The sequence below is a fragment of the Marilutibacter penaei genome, from assembly GCF_014145395.1.
Taxonomy (GTDB): domain Bacteria; phylum Pseudomonadota; class Gammaproteobacteria; order Xanthomonadales; family Xanthomonadaceae; genus Marilutibacter; species Marilutibacter penaei.
Genome location: NZ_JACHTE010000002.1, coordinates 256,606 through 273,733, shown reverse-complemented (window position 1 = coordinate 273,733; position 17,128 = coordinate 256,606). Strand labels below are relative to the sequence as shown.

At 71.4% G+C, this 17,128-nt stretch carries 11 protein-coding genes and 1 pseudogene; 8 read left to right on the top strand and 4 right to left on the bottom strand.

The window, feature by feature from the left end; genetic code table 11:
• Positions 1-41: 41 nt before the first annotated feature.
• From smc to H4F99_RS03550, 3 genes are all read right to left on the bottom strand, one after another.
• Positions 42-3,545: a chromosome segregation protein SMC gene (gene smc / locus H4F99_RS03560; RefSeq protein WP_182668344.1), complete on the bottom strand. Its 3,504-nt coding sequence runs from the start codon at positions 3,543-3,545 to the stop codon at positions 42-44.
• Positions 3,546-3,715: 170 nt separating this feature from the next.
• The gene (locus H4F99_RS03555) at positions 3,716-4,021 is read right to left on the bottom strand and encodes a BolA family protein (RefSeq protein ID WP_343064125.1); all 306 of its coding nucleotides are present in this window, start codon (positions 4,019-4,021) and stop codon (positions 3,716-3,718) included.
• Positions 4,018-4,317: a YciI family protein gene (locus H4F99_RS03550; RefSeq protein ID WP_182668343.1), complete on the bottom strand. Its 300-nt coding sequence runs from the start codon at positions 4,315-4,317 to the stop codon at positions 4,018-4,020. Before H4F99_RS03550 ends, H4F99_RS03555 begins: the two co-directional genes overlap by 4 nt.
• Before the next feature lie 379 nt (positions 4,318-4,696).
• Between H4F99_RS03550 and H4F99_RS03545 the strand changes: the two genes are divergently transcribed.
• The 8 genes and pseudogenes from H4F99_RS03545 to H4F99_RS03510 all read left to right on the top strand — a co-directional run bounded on the left by H4F99_RS03545 (position 4,697) and on the right by H4F99_RS03510 (position 15,395).
• The gene (locus H4F99_RS03545) at positions 4,697-5,623 is read left to right on the top strand and encodes a segregation and condensation protein A (protein WP_182668342.1); all 927 of its coding nucleotides are present in this window, start codon (positions 4,697-4,699) and stop codon (positions 5,621-5,623) included.
• Between the two features lie 30 nt (positions 5,624-5,653).
• Positions 5,654-6,203: pseudogene (gene scpB / locus H4F99_RS14410) on the top strand (SMC-Scp complex subunit ScpB); the annotation flags it as partial.
• 307 nt (positions 6,204-6,510) lie between these two features.
• Entirely contained in the window at positions 6,511-8,004 is a 1,494-nt protein-coding gene (locus H4F99_RS03535; protein WP_182668340.1) for a pseudouridine synthase, read from the top strand.
• A 216-nt stretch (positions 8,005-8,220) separates the two neighbouring features.
• Positions 8,221-8,613: a hypothetical protein gene (locus H4F99_RS03530; RefSeq protein WP_182668339.1), complete on the top strand. Its 393-nt coding sequence runs from the start codon at positions 8,221-8,223 to the stop codon at positions 8,611-8,613.
• A gap of 54 nt (positions 8,614-8,667) precedes the next feature.
• Positions 8,668-9,933: a TolC family protein gene (locus H4F99_RS03525; protein ID WP_182668338.1), complete on the top strand. Its 1,266-nt coding sequence runs from the start codon at positions 8,668-8,670 to the stop codon at positions 9,931-9,933.
• Positions 9,930-10,952: an efflux RND transporter periplasmic adaptor subunit gene (locus H4F99_RS03520; protein WP_182668337.1), complete on the top strand. Its 1,023-nt coding sequence runs from the start codon at positions 9,930-9,932 to the stop codon at positions 10,950-10,952. The genes H4F99_RS03525 and H4F99_RS03520 overlap by 4 nt, the downstream gene beginning before the upstream one ends.
• A gap of 12 nt (positions 10,953-10,964) precedes the next feature.
• Positions 10,965-14,180 carry an efflux RND transporter permease subunit gene (locus H4F99_RS03515; RefSeq protein WP_182668336.1) on the top strand — a complete coding sequence of 1,072 codons (3,216 nt, stop codon included), beginning with the start codon at positions 10,965-10,967 and terminating at the stop codon, positions 14,178-14,180.
• Between the two features lie 108 nt (positions 14,181-14,288).
• The gene (locus tag H4F99_RS03510; protein ID WP_182668335.1) at positions 14,289-15,395 is read left to right on the top strand and encodes an NAD(P)/FAD-dependent oxidoreductase; all 1,107 of its coding nucleotides are present in this window, start codon (positions 14,289-14,291) and stop codon (positions 15,393-15,395) included.
• Between the two features lie 927 nt (positions 15,396-16,322).
• Here the strand turns inward: H4F99_RS03510 and H4F99_RS03505 are convergent.
• The gene (locus tag H4F99_RS03505) at positions 16,323-17,120 is read right to left on the bottom strand and encodes an amidohydrolase (RefSeq protein WP_182668334.1); all 798 of its coding nucleotides are present in this window, start codon (positions 17,118-17,120) and stop codon (positions 16,323-16,325) included.
• Positions 17,121-17,128: the final 8 nt, after the last annotated feature.

Below are 17,128 nucleotides of genomic sequence, written 5' to 3'. Positions count from 1 at the left end.
GGCTCCCTGCGTGGGCATGGCGGATGGGGTCGCGGTGGCGGTCACGCCGCGCCGGCCAGGCGCGCGGCCTCGGCGAGGTCGACCGAGACCAGGCGGCTCACGCCCGGTTCGCGCATCGTCACGCCGGACAGCTGCATCGCCGCTTCCATCGTCGCCTTGTTGTGGGTCACGAACAGGAACTGTACCTGTTCGCTCATCTCGCTGACCATCGAGGCGAGGCGACCGACGTTGGCCTCGTCCAGCGGCGCGTCCACCTCGTCGAGCAGGCAGAACGGCGCCGGGTTGAGGCGGAAGATCGCGAACACCAGCGCGACCGCGGTCATCGCCTTCTCGCCACCGGACAGCAGCGAGATGTTCGACACGCGCTTGCCGGGCGGGCGCGCCATGATCGCCACGCCGGTGTCCAGCAGGTCCTCGCCGGTCAGTTCGAGGTAGGCATGGCCGCCGCCGAACAGGCGAGGGTACAACTCCTGCACGCCGGAATTCACCCGGTCGAAGGTGTCCTTGAAACGACCACGGGTCTCGCGGTCGATCTTGCGGATCGCTTCTTCCAGCGTGTCCAGCGCGCCGGTCAGGTCGATGTGCTGCGCATCGAGGTACTCCTTGCGCTGCGCCGCCTCGGCGTGCTCCGCGATCGCGGCCAGGTTCACCGGCTCCAGCCGGCGCAGGCGCGTGTCGATGGCGGCCACGGCGGCACCCCAGGCCTGCGGATCGGCATCGTCCGGCAGCGTGTTGGCCACGTCCTCGAGGGTGAAGCCTTCTTCGACGATGGCTTCAACCAGCTGTTCGGCCTTGAGCACCAGCGCCTGCTGGTCGAGGCGGCGCTGGCCGATGGATTCGCGCTGCTGCAGGGCCTGTTCGTCGCGCTGGTGGCGGACCTGTTCGAACTTGCGCAGGTCGGCGTCGATGCCATCGAGCGTGGTACGCGCGGCGGTCAGGTCCTGCTCGGCGGTGACGCGCTGCTCGAGCGCGACCTGGCGCTGGGTCTCCAAGGTGTCGACCGGTGCGTCGCCGTCGACGAGCTGCGCGGTCAGTTCTTCAAGACGGGTGTCGAGCTGCCCGCGCTGCCCGCCCATCCGGTCCAGGGCCTGCGACAGGGCCGCGATTCGGGTGCGCTGCGACTCCAGCGTCAGGGCCAGCGCATGCGCGCTGTCGCGCGACTCGCGGGCCAGCGTGCGGGCCTGGTCGCGGGCCTCGTGCAGCCGGCTGCGCTCGGATTCCAGTCCCAGCCGCAGGTCCTCGAGCTCGCTCATGCGGATGACGGCTTCTTCCTGCCGCATCCGCGCTTCGCGGGCCTGGTCCTGGCCGGCGTCGGCGGCCTCGATCAGCTGCGACAGTTCGGCGTCGATCTTCTCGATGCGCCCGCGCGCGGTGTCGAGCCGGCCCTGCTGGCCCTGCAACTGGCCGGCCAGCTCGGACACGCTGCGGTGGGCCATGTAGAGGGTGCGCTGGGCATCCTCGCGCTGCTGCTCGGCCGCCAGCGCGCGGTCGCGCAACTGCACCTGCAGCGACTCCAGCTCGTGCTCGCGCGCCTGCAGGGTTTCGATGGCCTCGCGCAGCGACTGGATCTCACGCTCGCGCAGCAGGGCGCCCTGCTGGGCCGCGCCGGAACGCAGCACGCGCAGCCAGCCATCGCCGAGCCGCTCGCCGTCGCGGGTGATGATCGATTCGCCGGCCTGCAGCGACGGCAGCAGCGCGCGCGCGGCGGCCAGGTCGTCGGCCGCATGCAGGCGGGCCAGGAGGCGACGCACGGCGGCGGGTCCGCGAACGCGTGCGGCCAGCGAGGTGGGCGCGCAGTCCACCGTGCCCTCGGCCGGATCAACCAGGGCCAGTCGGCCATCGCCCAATGCACCGATGGCGTCGACCAGCGTTTCGGGCGACTCCACCAGCACGCCTTCGATCAACTGCCCGAGCGCGCCCTCGACGGCGTTCTCCCAGCCGGCATCCACCTGCAGGCGCTCGCCGACGCGGGCCGCGGAATCGAGGCCACGCGCCTTCAGCCATTCCAGCGCGGCGCCCTGCTCCTGCCCCAGCGCGGCGTGCTGCAGCGTCTCCAGCGAGGACAGCCGGCCGCGGGCCGTCTGCGCCTGCTTGCGCACCTCGGCCAGTTCGTTCTGGGTGCCGCGCTGCTGTTCCTGCAACTCCGACACGCTGGCCTTGCGTGCGTCCAGCGTCTCGGTCAGCGTGTCCAGCGACAGCTTCTGCGCCTCGTGGCGCTCTTCGATGTCGGTGAATGCCGCGGCCAGCGCCTCGAGGTCCAGGCCGGCGCGCTCGTTCGACAGCGCTTCGCGGCGACGCTGCGCATCCAGCGCCTGGCGGTCGAGGTGCTCGATGCGGGTGCGCTCGACATCCGCGGCACGCACCGCCTCGGACTGGGCGCGGCTGTGCGTGTCCCAGCGCTGCTGCCAGTCAGCCAGTTTTGCTTCGGCCTCGCGCAGGGCCTCCTGGCGCGCCTCGTCTTCCTCGCGCAGCTGCTCCAGGCGCGGCTCGCCTTCGTCGACCGAGGCCTGCAGCACGTCCAGCTGCGACTGGTCCTGGCCGATGTGCTGGGCGATCTCGCTCAGCGCCGCCTGCGCTTCGTCGCGCGCCCGCTGCAGGCGCGTCGAGAGTTCCTTCTGGTGCTGGATCTGCTGTTCGATCCGCGCCAGCGCGCCGCTGACTTCGTAGCTCGCCGCCTGCGCCTTGCCGAGCGCTGCCGCCGCCTCCTCGCGTCGTACTCGGCCCGTCTCGATCTCGCGCTCGGCCTCGCGCTGTTCGGCGATCAGCTGCTGCAGGCGGGTTTCCTGCTGGGCGAGCTTCTCGCGCTGGCCCTGCAGTTTCACGTCGAGGGCGCGATGCTCCAGCGCCTTCCACTCCGCGTCCTTGGTTTTCCGCTCCGCCTGCAGCGTCTGGTACTGCTCGGCCTGGCGCGCCTGGCGGTTCAGGTGCTCGAGCTGCTTGCCGACCTCTTCGCGCAGGTCGTTCAGGCGGTCGAGGTTCTCGCGGGTATGGCGGATGCGGGTCTCGGTCTCGCGGCGGCGCTCCTTGTACTTGGAGATGCCGGCGGCCTCCTCGAGGTAAACCCGCAACTCCTCGGGCTTGGCCTCGATGATGTTGCTGATCATGCCCTGCTCGATGATCGAGTAGCTGCGCGGGCCGAGCCCGGTGCCGAGGAACAGGTCGGTGATGTCGCGGCGACGGCACTTGGCGCCGTTGAGGTAGTACTGGCTCTGGCCATCGCGGCTGACCACGCGCTTGACCGAGATCTCGTCGTAGGCGCCGTACTCGCCGGTGATGGTGTGGTCGGCATTGTCGAAGACCAGCTCGACCATCGCCTGCGACACCGGCTTGCGCGACGAGGAGCCGGCGAAGATGACGTCGGTCAGCGAGTCGCCGCGCAGGCGGCTGGCCGAGCTCTCGCCCATCACCCAGCGCACCGCGTCGATGATGTTGGACTTGCCGCAACCGTTCGGGCCCACCACGCCGGTCATGTTGGTGGGCAGGTGCAGGGTGGTCGGGTCGACGAAGGACTTGAAGCCTGAGAGCTTGATCGTGGACAGACGCATGCGGCGATGGGGCCTCGGGCGGGTGCCGGGCACCGCGCCTTGATTCTTGAAGTGGACGAAAAACCGCGCTTAAACCATTGATTGATATAAGCGAGGCGCGACCTGAAAGGCGCGCCACTCCGGGAGTATAGCGAGCCGCCGCCCGGCCTGCCGGCGGGCTTCGGCGGCCATCACGGGGGTGTACCGGTCCCCGCCTCACCGGGGGTCCGGGCCCGGATCGCCAGCGCATGGATGTCGGTCTCCATCAGCGCCCCAAGGGCCGCGTAGACGGCCCGGTGCCGGGCGATCGGCGCGAGGCCGGCGAACGCCTCGCTGACGATGTCGACATTGAAATGCCCACGCCCGTCCCGCGCGCCCGCATGGCCGGCGTGGCGGGCGCTGTCGTCTTCGACCTCGAGCGCCCGTGGGGCGAGCGCGGCTTCGAGTGCGGCCCGGATTGCCGCCACGCGCGCCTCGCGGGGCAAAGGACCGCTCACGGCAGCACGCGGCGGAACGGCCGCACGTCCACCCGCGCGTAGACGCCCGCGGCGACATAGGGATCGGCGTCGGCCCAGGTCCGTGCCGCTTCGAGCGACTCGAACTCGGCGATGACCACGCTGCCGCTGAAGCCGGCCGGCCCGGGGTCTTCGGCATCGATGGCCGGGCACGGCCCCGCCACCAGCAGGCGGCCGACGTCGACCAGCGCCTTCAGGCGGGCCAGGTGATCGCCGCGCGCCTGCAGGCGGCGCTCCAGCACGTCCGGACCGTCATGGCCTTCGATCACGTACCACATGGTGTCCTCCGCTCGGATGCTGAATGGATTGTAGGGGGCCGCCGGTCGCGCGCGTAGATGGCTGGACAGCGTTCATGCAAGTCCGTACCCTTGGGGCCAATTGCATGAGGCCGGTAGCAGCGGCCCGTCGCGATCGGCCCCCCACACCGTCGCCACGCATCGCACCCCGGTGCGCCGCTGCCCCATGCCGGCCCGGGTCCGGATCACGCCTGTCCCGCCCCGTCACCCCGCGTGACGTGGACGCACGGTGTATGCGGTCCCCGCTTCGACTTTCGCTGTTCGCTGCACCGACGGTGGCCCCCGCGGCCCCCGACCCGATCCCGTGCCCCCACGGCGGCACGCCGAATCACGCATGGCCCCCGGAGGGGCCGGCCCGCGCATGTCCAACCCGACCGTGTCCGAAGCGACCGAGCCGACCGCGACGCCCGTTGCCGAAGCGCCGACGGCGGTCGCAAGCCACCCGCAGCAGCAGGAAATGCCGCTCGCGGTGGTGCACGGCCAGCCGGTGCTGCAGATCCCGCAGGACCTGTACATCCCGCCGGACGCGCTGGAAGTCATCCTCGAGGCGTTCGAGGGGCCGCTGGACCTGCTGCTGTACCTGATCCGCCGGCAGAACCTGGACATCCTCGACATCCCGGTCGCCGAGATCACCCGGCAGTACGTCGACTACATCCAGGCCATGCACGAGATGCGCTTCGAGCTGGCCGCCGAATACCTGGTCATGGCCGCCATCCTGGCCGAGATCAAGTCGCGGATGCTGCTGCCGCGGCCGCCCGCCGAGGAAGGCGAAGAGGACGACCCGCGTGCGGACCTGGTGCGCCGACTGCAGGAATACGAGCGCTTCAAGAAGGCGGCCGAGGACCTGGACGCCCTGCCCCGGCAGGACCGCGACACCGCGCCGGCCGCGGCCTTCGTGCCGGACCGGGCCGCGATCCGGGTACCGCCGCCGGTGGACCTCAAGGAGATGCTGCTGGCGCTGCATGACGTGTTCAAGCGCGCCGAGCTCTACACCCAGCACGCGATCAAGCGCGATGCCCTGAATGTCCGCCAGCGCATGGGCGAGCTGCTGGAACGCCTCAACGACGGCCAGTTCCACCGGTTCGAGCAGTTGTTCACCGTCGAGGAAGGCAAGCTCGGCGTGGTCGTCACCTTCCTCGGCCTGCTGACGCTGGCCAAGGAACAGCTGGTCGACATCGTGCAGGAAGCCCCGCTCGCGCCGATCTATGTCAAATCGCTGGCCGTGCTGGACGACCCGGCGTCGATCGAGCTGAGCAGCGAATTCGACGACGACGCCCCCGCGGCCTGACCGCCCCACACGACTCCACAGACGCACGCCATGGACCAAGCCTTCATCACCCGGATCGTCGAAGCCACCCTGCTGGCCGCGAACCAGCCGCTGACCCTGGCCCAGTTGCACGCGCTGTTCCCCGAGGACCAGCCGGCACCCGCGGGCAGCGTCGAGCAGGCGCTGGAAACCCTGCAGGCCGGCTGCGCCGACCGCGGCGTCGAACTGGTCGAGCTGGCCTCCGGCTTCCGGTTCCAGGTCAAGGCCGACGTCCACCCCTGGGTGGCCCGGCTGTGGACCGAACGGCAGACGCGCTACACCCGCGCGACGCTGGAGACGCTGGCGCTGATCGCCTACCGGCAGCCGATCACCCGCGGCGAGATCGAACAGGTCCGCGGCGTGGCGGTGAACAGCAACATCATCAAGGCGCTTGAAGAGCGCGAGTGGATCCGCGTGGTCGGCCACCGCGACGTGCCCGGCAAGCCGGCGCTGTTCGGCACCACCAAGGTCTTCCTCGACTACTTCGGACTGAAGCGCCTCGACGAGCTGCCGCCGCTGTCCGAACTGAAGGACATCGGCGAGCTCGAACCGCAGTTCAAGTTCGACGAAGAACGCAAGCCCGCCGCCCCCGCCGAGGGCGAAGCCATCGCGGCGGGCGGCATCGACATGGGCACGGAGGCGGCCAACGAGGCCGTGGCCGCTCCCGACACACCCGAAGCCGCGCCGGGCGAGCGCGTGGCAGACGAGAACGATGGAAGGGCAGCGGACGGCGAAGACGCCGATGCCCTTCCGGCAGGACCGGACCCGGATGCGGCGATCGACGCCGAGCCGGCGTCCAACGCCGTCGAGACGACGACCGTTCCCGAACAAGAGGCGCCCTCTGACGAGGACGCGCCGGAGCAGATGAAATGAGTGAAGAAAAGAGCCGCAAGCTCACCCTGAAGCGCAACACCGAGGACGCCGCCCCCGCGCCGCGCCTGGAAGAGCGCCTGCACAAGGTCCTGGCACAGGCCGGCCTCGGCTCGCGCCGCGCGCTGGAACAGCGCATCGCGGACGGCCTGGTCAAGGTCAACGGCGAGGTCGCGCAGGTCGGCATGTCGATCAAGGGCGGCGACAAGGTCGAACTCGACGGACGCCAGTTCGTCGCCAGCGCGCTGACCGATCCGGCCCGCGTGCTGATGTACAACAAGCCCGAGGGCGAGGTCACCACCCGCGAGGATCCCGAAGGCCGCCCGACCGTGTTCGAGGCGCTGCCGATGCTCAAGGGCGCGCGCTGGATCGCGGTGGGCCGCCTGGACATCAACACGACCGGCCTGCTGCTGCTCACCACCGACGGCGAGCTAGCCAACGCGATGATGCACCCGTCCTTCGAGGTCGAGCGCGAGTACGTGTGCCGCGTGCGCGCACCGGAAGGCCAGGAGCGCGTGCCCGACAACATCCCCGACCGCCTGCGCCGCGGCGTGGCGCTGGATGACGGCCCGGCGAAGTTCGACGAGATCGAGCGCATCGGCGGGACCGACTCGCACGACTGGTTCCGCGTTGTCGTCAAGGAAGGCCGCAACCGCGAAGTCCGCCGCCTGTGGGAGTCGCAGGGCTGCCAGGTGAGCCGCCTGAAGCGCATCCGCTACGGCGAGGCCAGCCTCCCGCGCGAACTGCTGCGCGGCCAGTCGCAGGAAATGGCGACCGACAAGGTCGAGGCGCTGCGCAAGAAGCTGGGCCTGGAGGACGGCGCGCCGTCCGCACTGACCCTGCAGCCGGTGATCGGCCAGCGCAAGGCGGCCAAGTCCACCATCAACCTGACCGGCAGCGACCGCTCGCAGGGTTACGTGGGCGGCCCCAGCCGCGCCGATGAAAGCCGCGAGCTGCGCCGCTTCGACCACGTCCGCGAGGACCATCGCGGTCGCGGCCGTGGCAAGAAGCCGCACGGCGGCCTGACCGTCAGCGGCGAGGCGGCGGCCAAGCAGTCGCAGAAACCGTTCAAGCAGCGCAAGCAGAAGGGCCCGAAGCTGCCGGAAGGCAGCCCCGCCGCGTTCCGCACCTGGTACGTGCCGGACGGCGTCGACACCGGCCCGAACGGCCATCGCAACCCGGGCGGTCGCGGCGGTCCGGGTGGTCCGGGCGGCGGACGACCGGCCGGCAAGGGCCCCCGCCCCGGTGGCAAGGGTCCGGGCAAAGGGCCCGGGAAGGGACCGGGCGCCGGAGCGCGCGGCGGCAAGGCGCGCAGCGCCGGCATGCATTTCCCGTCGGATCATGCCGGCGGTGGCGGCCACTCGCCTTACGGCGATCGCGCGCGCGGTCCCGGTGGCGGGAATCGCGGTCCAGGTGGCACGGGCAACCGGGGCAACACCGGCAACCGCGGCGGAAACCGGGGTGGCGGGCGTGGCGGTCCGCGCGGCGGCTGATGGTCGCTGCGGGCTCCGTCCCGCATACGCCTCACCAGGAAGGGCGCCCTCGGGCGCCCTTCTTCATTCCTGCGGCACGCCCCGCCGCACCTTGCCACGGCACGTTGCCACCGGAACCCTCCACCCGAAGCCCCGCACCACAAGCCGACGCACCTCCACTGCCAACCCCCGCACTGGAATAGTGTCCGCCCGCCCGCCGCGTCTACAGTGCGCGCCATGCGTGGCCTCCCCACCCATCGCCGCCTCCCGCTGCTGCACCTGCTGGTGCTGGCGTCCGTGATGCTGGCGCTGGTCGCCCGGCCCGTCCTCGGCGCGTGGGGCGAATCGCATGAACTGATGCATGGGCAGGTCGCGCACCTGCAAGCAGGCGAAGCCATGCCGGCGTCCGTGCTGGACGATACCGTGCAGGGCGAGGAAGACCCCGCCCTGCACGCCCTGCACGCCCTGCTCGAACTGGTGCACTGCTGTGGCCATGCAAGCGCGGCGCCCTCGCCACTCCTGCAGCTCCCCGACGTGCCGCCCGGCGATTCGCGACTGTCTGCCGGCATCGCGCCGTCTCCCGCACTCGCACGCCTCGAGACACCCTTCCGACCTCCGATCACGGCCTGATGCCCGCCGGCCCCATGCCGGCCCGCCATCGATTCCCCGTAACGGAGTGTTCCCATGCGAATCCGAGCCGCGGCCCTAGCCGCGTCGCTCGCCTGCGTGGCCGTGGTTCCGTCCACGGCCGCCCGCGAGCGGCTCACCCAGGACGACGCCTTCGTGCGCGTCCTGCAGTACCACCCTGACCTGCGCGGGTTCGACGCGCAGCAAACCCGTCTGTTGGCCGAACAGACCGCCCTCCGCCAGGGTCCGCCCCTGCGGTTCGGCGCCGAGCTCGAGAATGCCTTCGGCACGGGCGAGACCCGGGGCCTTGATGGCGCCGAGCTGACCCTGGGCCTCGCCTCGGTGCTGGAGACCGGCGACAAGGCCCGGCTCCGCGGCGACCTCGTCCAGACCCGCATCGACGCACTCGCCGGCGAACGCGACGCACGCCGGCTCGACCTGCTGGCCGAAACCGCACGGCGCTATCTGTCTGTGCTCGACGCAGATGCCCGCGCACGCATCGCCGCGATCGACCTCGACCAGCGTCGCCGCGCGGAAACGCTGGCTTCGCAGCGGCATCGCGAAGGGGCATCGCCGCTGTCGGTCGTGCTGTCGGCCCAGGCGGCACGGGCGGAAGCGGAACTCGCACTGGCGTCCGCCGAGACGTCGGGCGACGCCGCGCGCCGCGCCCTCGCGCGGCTCTGGGGCGACACGGATGCCCGCTTCGCGGTCGTCGAAGAAGACACCACCCGATTGCCGCCGCTGGCGTCGCTCGACACCCTCGAACGCGCGCTCGAAGAGAGTCCCGGGATGGCCCGCTTCGCCGATGAGCGCCGGATCGCCGAAGCCCGCCTTCGCCTCGAACGGGCAGCTGCGCGCACCGACATCGACTGGCAGTTCGGCGTGCGACGCCTCCAGGACACAGGGGACACGGCGCTGGTCGCCGGCTTCGCGCTGCCGCTGGGCAGCCGCAGCCGCGCCGCGCCGGCCATCCGTGCCGCTGAAGCACAGCTCGCGGAACTCGGGGTGGCGCGTGAGTCACGGGAGCTGGCCCTGAGCGCCACCCTGCTCGATGCCCATGGCCGTTACACCCTCGCGCGGCTGCAGGTCCGGCGCCACGCCGACGAGATCCTGCCCGCTCTGGCACGGGCGACCACCGAAACCGAACGTGCCTGGCGCCTCGGTGCCGCCACACCGTTTGAGTGGACGCAGATGCAGCAGGCGCTCTCGGACGCACGCCAGCGGCAACTCGATGCCGCGCTGGAAGCACGCCTCGCCCTGATCGAACTGCAACGCCTGACGGGCCACGCCCTGGTCACGTCCGCGCAAGGAGACACCCCATGACACGCCTCGGAACGAGCGTCTTTTCCTGCATCCTCCTCGGCCTCGCGCTTTCGGGTTGCGGTGGAACCCCCACGGACGGCCCGACCGCGCAGGGTGGCCCGGCCCAGTCGACGCCCTCGCACGACGCGGACGACGCCCATGCGGACAACGACAACGCTGACCGTGCGCATGACCCACGCGCGGACGAAACCCACGACGACGCGCTGTCGACCCGCATCGAGGCCGACATCGCACGCGAATCCGGCATCGTCGCCGCGCCCGCGGGACCGGGCACGATCGCCGACGCGCACGAGGTGCAGGGCCTGCTGACGCCCATCGATGGCCGCCGGGCACGCATCGCGGCACGTTTCGCAGGTCCGGTCCGCGCGCTGCACGCCAACCTCGGCGATGCGGTACGCGCCGGCCAGACCATCGCCGTGGTCGACAGCAACCAGAGCCTCAGCCCCTATGCGCTGACCTCGCCCATCAGCGGCGTGGTGGTGGCCCGCGATGCCGCGGTCGGCGACATCGCCGACGCCGGACGCGTCCTCATGGAAGTCGCCGACCTGTCGCAGTTGTGGGTCGACCTGCATGTCTACGGCAGCGACGCGCGGCACCTGCGACCCGGCTCCCCCGTCACCGTGGTCCGCCTGGACGACGGCACCCGCCAGCAGACCGAGGTCGACCGTGTCCTGCCCGCGACCGCGACCGCCAGCCAGAGCACCGTCGTCCGCGCACGTCTGGACAACAGCGACGGACAGTGGCGGCCCGGCACCGCGATCACCGCGGAAGTCGTGGTCGACCGGATCGACGTCGCCCTGGCCGTCCCGCTCGCGGCCGTGCAGCGCATGGCGGGTGCCGATGCGGTCTTCGTCGTCGAGGGCGACCGCTACGAGACCCGGCCCGTGCGCCTCGGTCGACGCGATGCGGTCCACGTCGAGGTGCTTGAAGGGCTGGTGGCCGGCGAACAGGTGGTCGTCGAGCAGAGCTACCTGGTCAAGGCCGACATCGGCAAGGCCGACGCCGGCCACGCGCATTGAGGAGGCCCCGCCATGCTTGAACGGATCATCCATTTCGCCATCGCCCACCGATGGGCGGTCCTGGCGGCCACGGCCCTGCTGGTCGCGATCGGCGCCTGGAGCCTGGGCCGCCTGCCGATCGATGCCACGCCCGACATCACCAACGTGCAGGTCCAGGTCAACACGGCGGCGCCCGGGTACACGCCGCTGGAGGTCGAGCAACGGGTGACCTTCCCGGTGGAGACGGCACTGGCCGGCCTGCCGGCGCTCGCCCACACGCGGTCACTGTCGCGCTACGGACTCTCGCAGGTGACGGTGGTGTTCGAGGACGGCACCGACCTCTATTTCGCCCGCCAGCAGGTGAACGAGCGCCTCCAGCAGGTGGCCGGCGACCTGCCCGGCGGTCTGCAACCCACCCTGGGGCCCATGGCCACGGGCCTGGGCGAGATCTTCATGTACACCGTCGACGCCGAACCCGGTGCACTGCGTCCCGACGGCACGCCGTGGACCCCGACCGACCTGCGCACCCTGCAGGACTGGGTGATCCGCCCGCGCCTGCGCAACGTCCCCGGCGTGACCGAGGTCGACACCATCGGCGGCCACCCGCGCGAGATCCATGTCACGCCGGACCCCGCCCGGCTGGTCGCGTTCGACCTCGACATGCAGGACCTGGTCGCGGCCGTCGCGGCCAACAACACCAACCTGGGCGCTGGCTTCATCGAGCGCAATGGCCAGCAGCTGCTGGTGCGCGCACCGGGCCAGGTCGGTGCCGGCGATGCCAGCGCGCTGGAGGAAATCGGCGCGATCGTGCTGGTCCGGCGGGGCGGCGTGCCGGTGCGGATCCGCGACGTCGCCCGGGTCGCGGAAGGCCGGGGACTGCGCAATGGCGCCGCCACGCGCGACGGACACGAGGCGGTGGTCGGCACGGTGCTGATGCGGGTGGGCGCCAACAGTGGCGAGGTCGCCCGCGCCGCGGCGGACGCGCTCGAGGAGGTCGCGCGCAGCCTGCCCGCCGGCATCGTCGCCACGCCGGCGTACGACCGCACCGTCCTCGTCGACCGCACCATCGCCACCGTCTCCGGGAACCTCGCGGAAGGCGCCCTGCTCGTGGTGGTGGTGCTGTTCCTGCTGCTGGGCAACGTGCGCGCGGCCCTGATCACCGCCGCGGTGATCCCGCTGTCGATGCTGTTCACGGTGACCGGCATGGTGCGTGGCGGCGTGTCCGGCAACCTGATGAGCCTGGGCGCGCTCGACTTCGGCCTGATCGTCGACGGCGCGGTCATCATCATCGAGAACTGCCTACGCCGCTTCGACGATGCCCGCGTCGCCCTGGGCCGCGCGCTCGGCAAGGACGAGCGCCTGGACCTGACCGCACGCGCGACCGCCGAAGTCATCCGGCCCAGCCTGTTCGGCATGGCGATCATCGCGCTGGTCTACGTGCCGATCTTCGCGCTGGAGGGCATCGAGGGAAAGATGTTCCATCCGATGGCGATCACCGTGCTGCTGGCACTGACCGGCGCCATGCTGCTGTCGCTCACCTTCGTACCCGCCTGCATCGCGCTGTGGCTGGGGCGGGACCGCCCCGCCCCGGACGCCACCGGACCGCGCACGCACGACAACCGGCTGATGCGCCTCGCGCGCCGGGCCTATGCGCCGGCACTGGCCTTCGCCCTGCGGCATCGCATCGCCGTCGCGCTGGGGGCGCTGCTGGTGGTCGTGGCAAGCGGCGTCATGGCCGGACGGATGGGGCGCGAGTTCATCCCCGAGCTCGACGAAGGCGACATCGCCCTGCAGGCCCTGCGCATCCCCGGCACGGGCCTGGCGCAATCGGTGGCGATGCAGGCGCGGCTGGAAACGGTGCTGCTCGGCCTCCCGGAAGTCGCGCATGTCTTCAGCAAGGTGGGGACCGCCGAGGCCGCGTCCGATCCCATGCCCCCGTCGGTGGCCGACAGCTATGTGATGCTGAAGCCCCGCGACGCCTGGCCGGACCCGCGCAAACCCACCGCACGGCTGCTGGAGGAGGTCGAGGCGGCGGTCGCGCCCCTGCCGGGCAACAACTACGAGTTCACCCAGCCGATGCGCATGCGCATGAACGAGCTGATCTCCGGGGTTCGCGCGGAAGTCGCGATCAAGCTGTTCGGCGACGACCTCGAGGTGCTGCTGGAACACGGCACGCGGATCGCCACGCTGGCCCGCGGCGTGCCCGGCGCCGCGGACGTCCAGCTCGAACAGGCCGATGGCCTGCCCATGCTCACGGTGACGCCCGACCGCACGGCACTCGCCCGCGTCGGGCTCAACCCCGGTGCGGTGCAGCAGGCCGTCGCGACCGCGATTGGCGGCACAGTGGCCAGCCAGCTGTTCGAGGGCGACCGCCGCTTCGACATCGTCGTGCGCCTGCCCGAGGCGCTGCGGGACGACCCCGATGCACTGGCCGACCTGCCGATTCCCCTGCCCGACGACCCGAGCCTGGACGAGGCCGGGCTGGACGCGCAGTGGCCCACGGGTGCGCCGCATACCGTGCCCTTGCGGGAGGTCGCCCGCATCGACGTCGTCGATGGGCCGGCGCAGGTGAACCGCGAGGACGGCAAGCGCCGCATCGTGGTGACCGCCAATGTGCGGGGACGCGACCTGGGCGGGTTCGTCGAGGAGCTGCGCACGCGCATCGATGGCGAGGTGGACCTGCCCGTGGGCTACTGGGTCGATTTCGGCGGCACCTTCGAGCAGCTCGTGTCGGCGAGCCGCCGCCTGGCCTGGGTCGTGCCGCTGACCCTGTTGCTGATCTTCGGCCTGCTCTTCTCCGCCCTGGGGTCGGTCCGCGACGCGGCCATCGTCTTCAGTGGCGTGCCCCTCGCGCTGACCGGCGGGGTCGCGGCACTGGCGATGCGTGGCATCCCGCTGTCGATCTCGGCCGGTGTCGGCTTCATCGCCCTCTCCGGCGTGGCGGTCCTCAATGGACTCGTCATGATCGCCTTCATCCGTCAGCGCCGCGCCGATGGCGAGCCGCTCGAGCGGGCCATCGTCGAGGGTGCGCTGGGCCGCCTGCGGCCGGTGCTGATGACCGCCCTGGTCGCGTCCCTGGGCTTCGTCCCGATGGCTCTGAACGTCGGCACCGGCGCCGAGGTGCAACGGCCGCTGGCGACGGTGGTGATCGGCGGCATCGCCTCGTCGACGCTGCTGACCTTGCTGGTGCTGCCGGCGCTCTATCGGCTCTGGCATGGTCGCGAGCGCCAGCTGGGACGCGATGGCTGACGGCGCGTGGCCGCGGGGGCACGCCGACTTCGCACCGGCTTCACCCCGCGGCCGCACGCGCTTCGCAGCGGCCTCGCACGATGGGGGACCCTGTCCCGGAGTGCCGCCATGCCAACGTCCCACGGCACCGACCATGACCTCGTCGTCGTCGGTGCCAGCTTCGCCGGCAGCGCCTGCGCGCTGGCGGCCGCCCAGTCGGGGCTGCGCGTCGTCGTGCTCGAGCGCAAGCCCGATCCGGGCGACAAGCTGCACACCACCGGCATCATCGTGAAGGAGGCGGCGGAGCAGACCTTGCTGGGCCAGTTGCCACCCGCCCTCGTCCGCCGCGTCGACGAGGTGCGCCTGTATGCGCCCAGCCTCAAGCAGGTCGCGCTGGCGGCGCCGGGCTATTACTTCCAGACCACCGATACCCCCGAGGTCATGCGCTGGCTCGCCGACCGGCTGGTCGAGAACGGCGTCGACCTGCGCCTGGGCCAGACCTTCACCGGCGCCGGCAAGCGCGACGGCGGCTGGCACGTCGATGGACTGGGGACGACGCGCCACCTGGTGGGCGCCGACGGCGCGCGCTCGCGTGTTGCCCGGGCCACCGGCCTGGGCACCGTGGAGCAGTTCCTCTATGGCGTGGAGTACGAGTTCCCGGGCGCCTGCCTCGCGCATCCCGACGCCCTGCACTGCTTCCTCAGCAAGCGGCATGCGCCCGGCTACATCGGCTGGATCGCGCAGAGCCCCACCGGCATCCAGGCCGGCCTCGCCCTGCGTCACGATCCGTCGCGGGTGCGGGTGCCCGACATCGACGCCTTCCTGCTTCGGGTGGGCGCTGCCGCCGGCCTGCCGCGCCTGCTGAAGCCGGGCACCACGCGCGCCGGGCTGATTCCCTGCAGCGGCCCGGTGTCACCGCTGGCACGCGATGGCGCGATCCTGACCGGCGATGCCGCGGGGATCGTCTCGCCGGTGACGGCGGGCGGCATCCATTCCGCGTGGGAGCACGGCTGGGCCGTGGGCCAGGCGATTGCCGCGCACCTGCGCCACGGGGGGCCGTCACCCGAACGCATGGCGATCGAGGCCGCCCCGCGTTTCCGTACCAAACGCGCCCTGCGCTGGGCCTACGACCGCCTGCAGTTCGACTGGCCCTTCGACCTGCTCATCGGCACGCCGCCCCTGCGCTGGGCGGCGGAGCAGGTCTATTTCCACAAGCGCGTTGCCGGCCTGCGTTGAGCCCGTCCCACGCGGAAGAAGCGGACGCGCCGGCGACCGCGGCGGTGGCCGAGGCCGGCCCGCAGGGTGCCCGGCCGAGGCGTCACGGGTGCGTGCAGTCGGGTCTGAGGCCCTCCGGTGGGGCATCAGGGCCCTCCAGAGGACCCCGGACGGTTCGCGCAGGGGCCATGCCGGCCCTCCGGAGGGCCCGCCCGGCGCAGCCGCGCACCGCGCCGGCCCTCGGGCGGACCCCATCGGCCTCGCGGGTGGACCCGGCTGGGCCACTGCCGGACCACGGCGGTCCGCGGACAGGCCGCGCGGGCCCGCGCGCGGACACACCAAGCCCCGCGCGGGCGCCGATCGGGCGACTCGTCGCAGGTCGCTGGGCCCGTGCGTGAGGGATCGAAGGCGACAGGACCGCGGCGTCGCGGCTCAGCTCGACCCAGAACCCTCTCGCGAACTTGGAGCGACTACGCGAGCTTCGGACGGAGTCGCCGCCCCCCGGCATGGGGGGTTGCTCCGCCCTCCTGAAGACGTCCTGTCCTTAAGTCGGGTCGCAGACCCGCTCCGCGGTCCGGCCCGGCGCAACGCGCCGGGCGTTCTCCAAGGCCGCGCGGCAGTGCCGCGCAAAGGGCCTTGGTTCACCCATGGTCTGCTCTGCGCAACCCCCCATGCCGGGGGGCGACGCCTTTCGCTATTTTGAAGGTCTGGGCTTTGCCTGCTTCTGGTTTCCAGTGGCCCGTTTGCCGTCCAGAAGTTGGTGGCTCTGGGTGTCGCGTGACCGTGCGCGGCATGGATGCCGCGCCCGAGCCCCCATGGACGGGTTTACGGCGTGTCACGCGACACCCAGGGCCGCCGGCTTACCCCGAGCACCTGCCCCAGGCCGGTCAAAGTGCCCGAGAAAAGTGGGTCAAGTGGACGCCCTCGCCTGCGACGCCCGCTCGCCCGTCAGCGCAGCTCGAACCGGTCGCCGTCGAGCATTGCGGGGAAGCGCTCACGATGGGCGGCCAACTGGCTGGCCTGCAGCGTCGTCGTCACCACCACTTCCTCGTCCGTGCACTCACTGACCGGGTGACCGAGGAAGTCGATCACCGCACTGTCGCCGGAATAGTCGATCCCGTTGCCATCGGTGCCGACCCGGTTGAGCCCCGCCACGTAACAGAGATTCTCGATCGCACGCGCGCGCAACAGCGTCTTCCACGGGTACGCACGCGCCGCCGGCCAGTTGGCGACGAACAGCAGCAGGTCGTAGTCCAGCGCGCCGGGGCGCTCCACGTCGAACCGGTTGCGCGCGAACACCGGGAAGCGCAGGTCGTAGCAGACCATCGGGCAGATCCGCCAGCCCTTCCACTCCACCGTCAACCGGTCCCGGCCCGCGGCATAGCGCTCGTGCTCGTTCGCGTAGCGGAACAGATGGCGCTTGTCGTAGTGGCGCACCCCGCCGTCCGGCGTCACGAACAGCATCCGGTTGAACACCTGTCCGTCCACGCGCAGCTGCACGCTGCCGGTGACCGCGGCGCCGATGCGCGCCGACTGCTCGCGCATCCAGGCCACGGTCGGCCCGTCCATGCCTTCGGCGCGGTCGATCGCATCGTTGGAGAAACCGCTGGTGAAGGTCTCCGGCAACATCAGCAGGTCGGTGATGTCGTGCAGCGAGGCGATCAGTTCGCCGTAGTAGGCGCGGTTCGCTTCCGGGTCGTGCCAGCGGGTGTCGCCCTGGACGAGCGAGATGCGCAGGTTGTCCATTGCCGTTC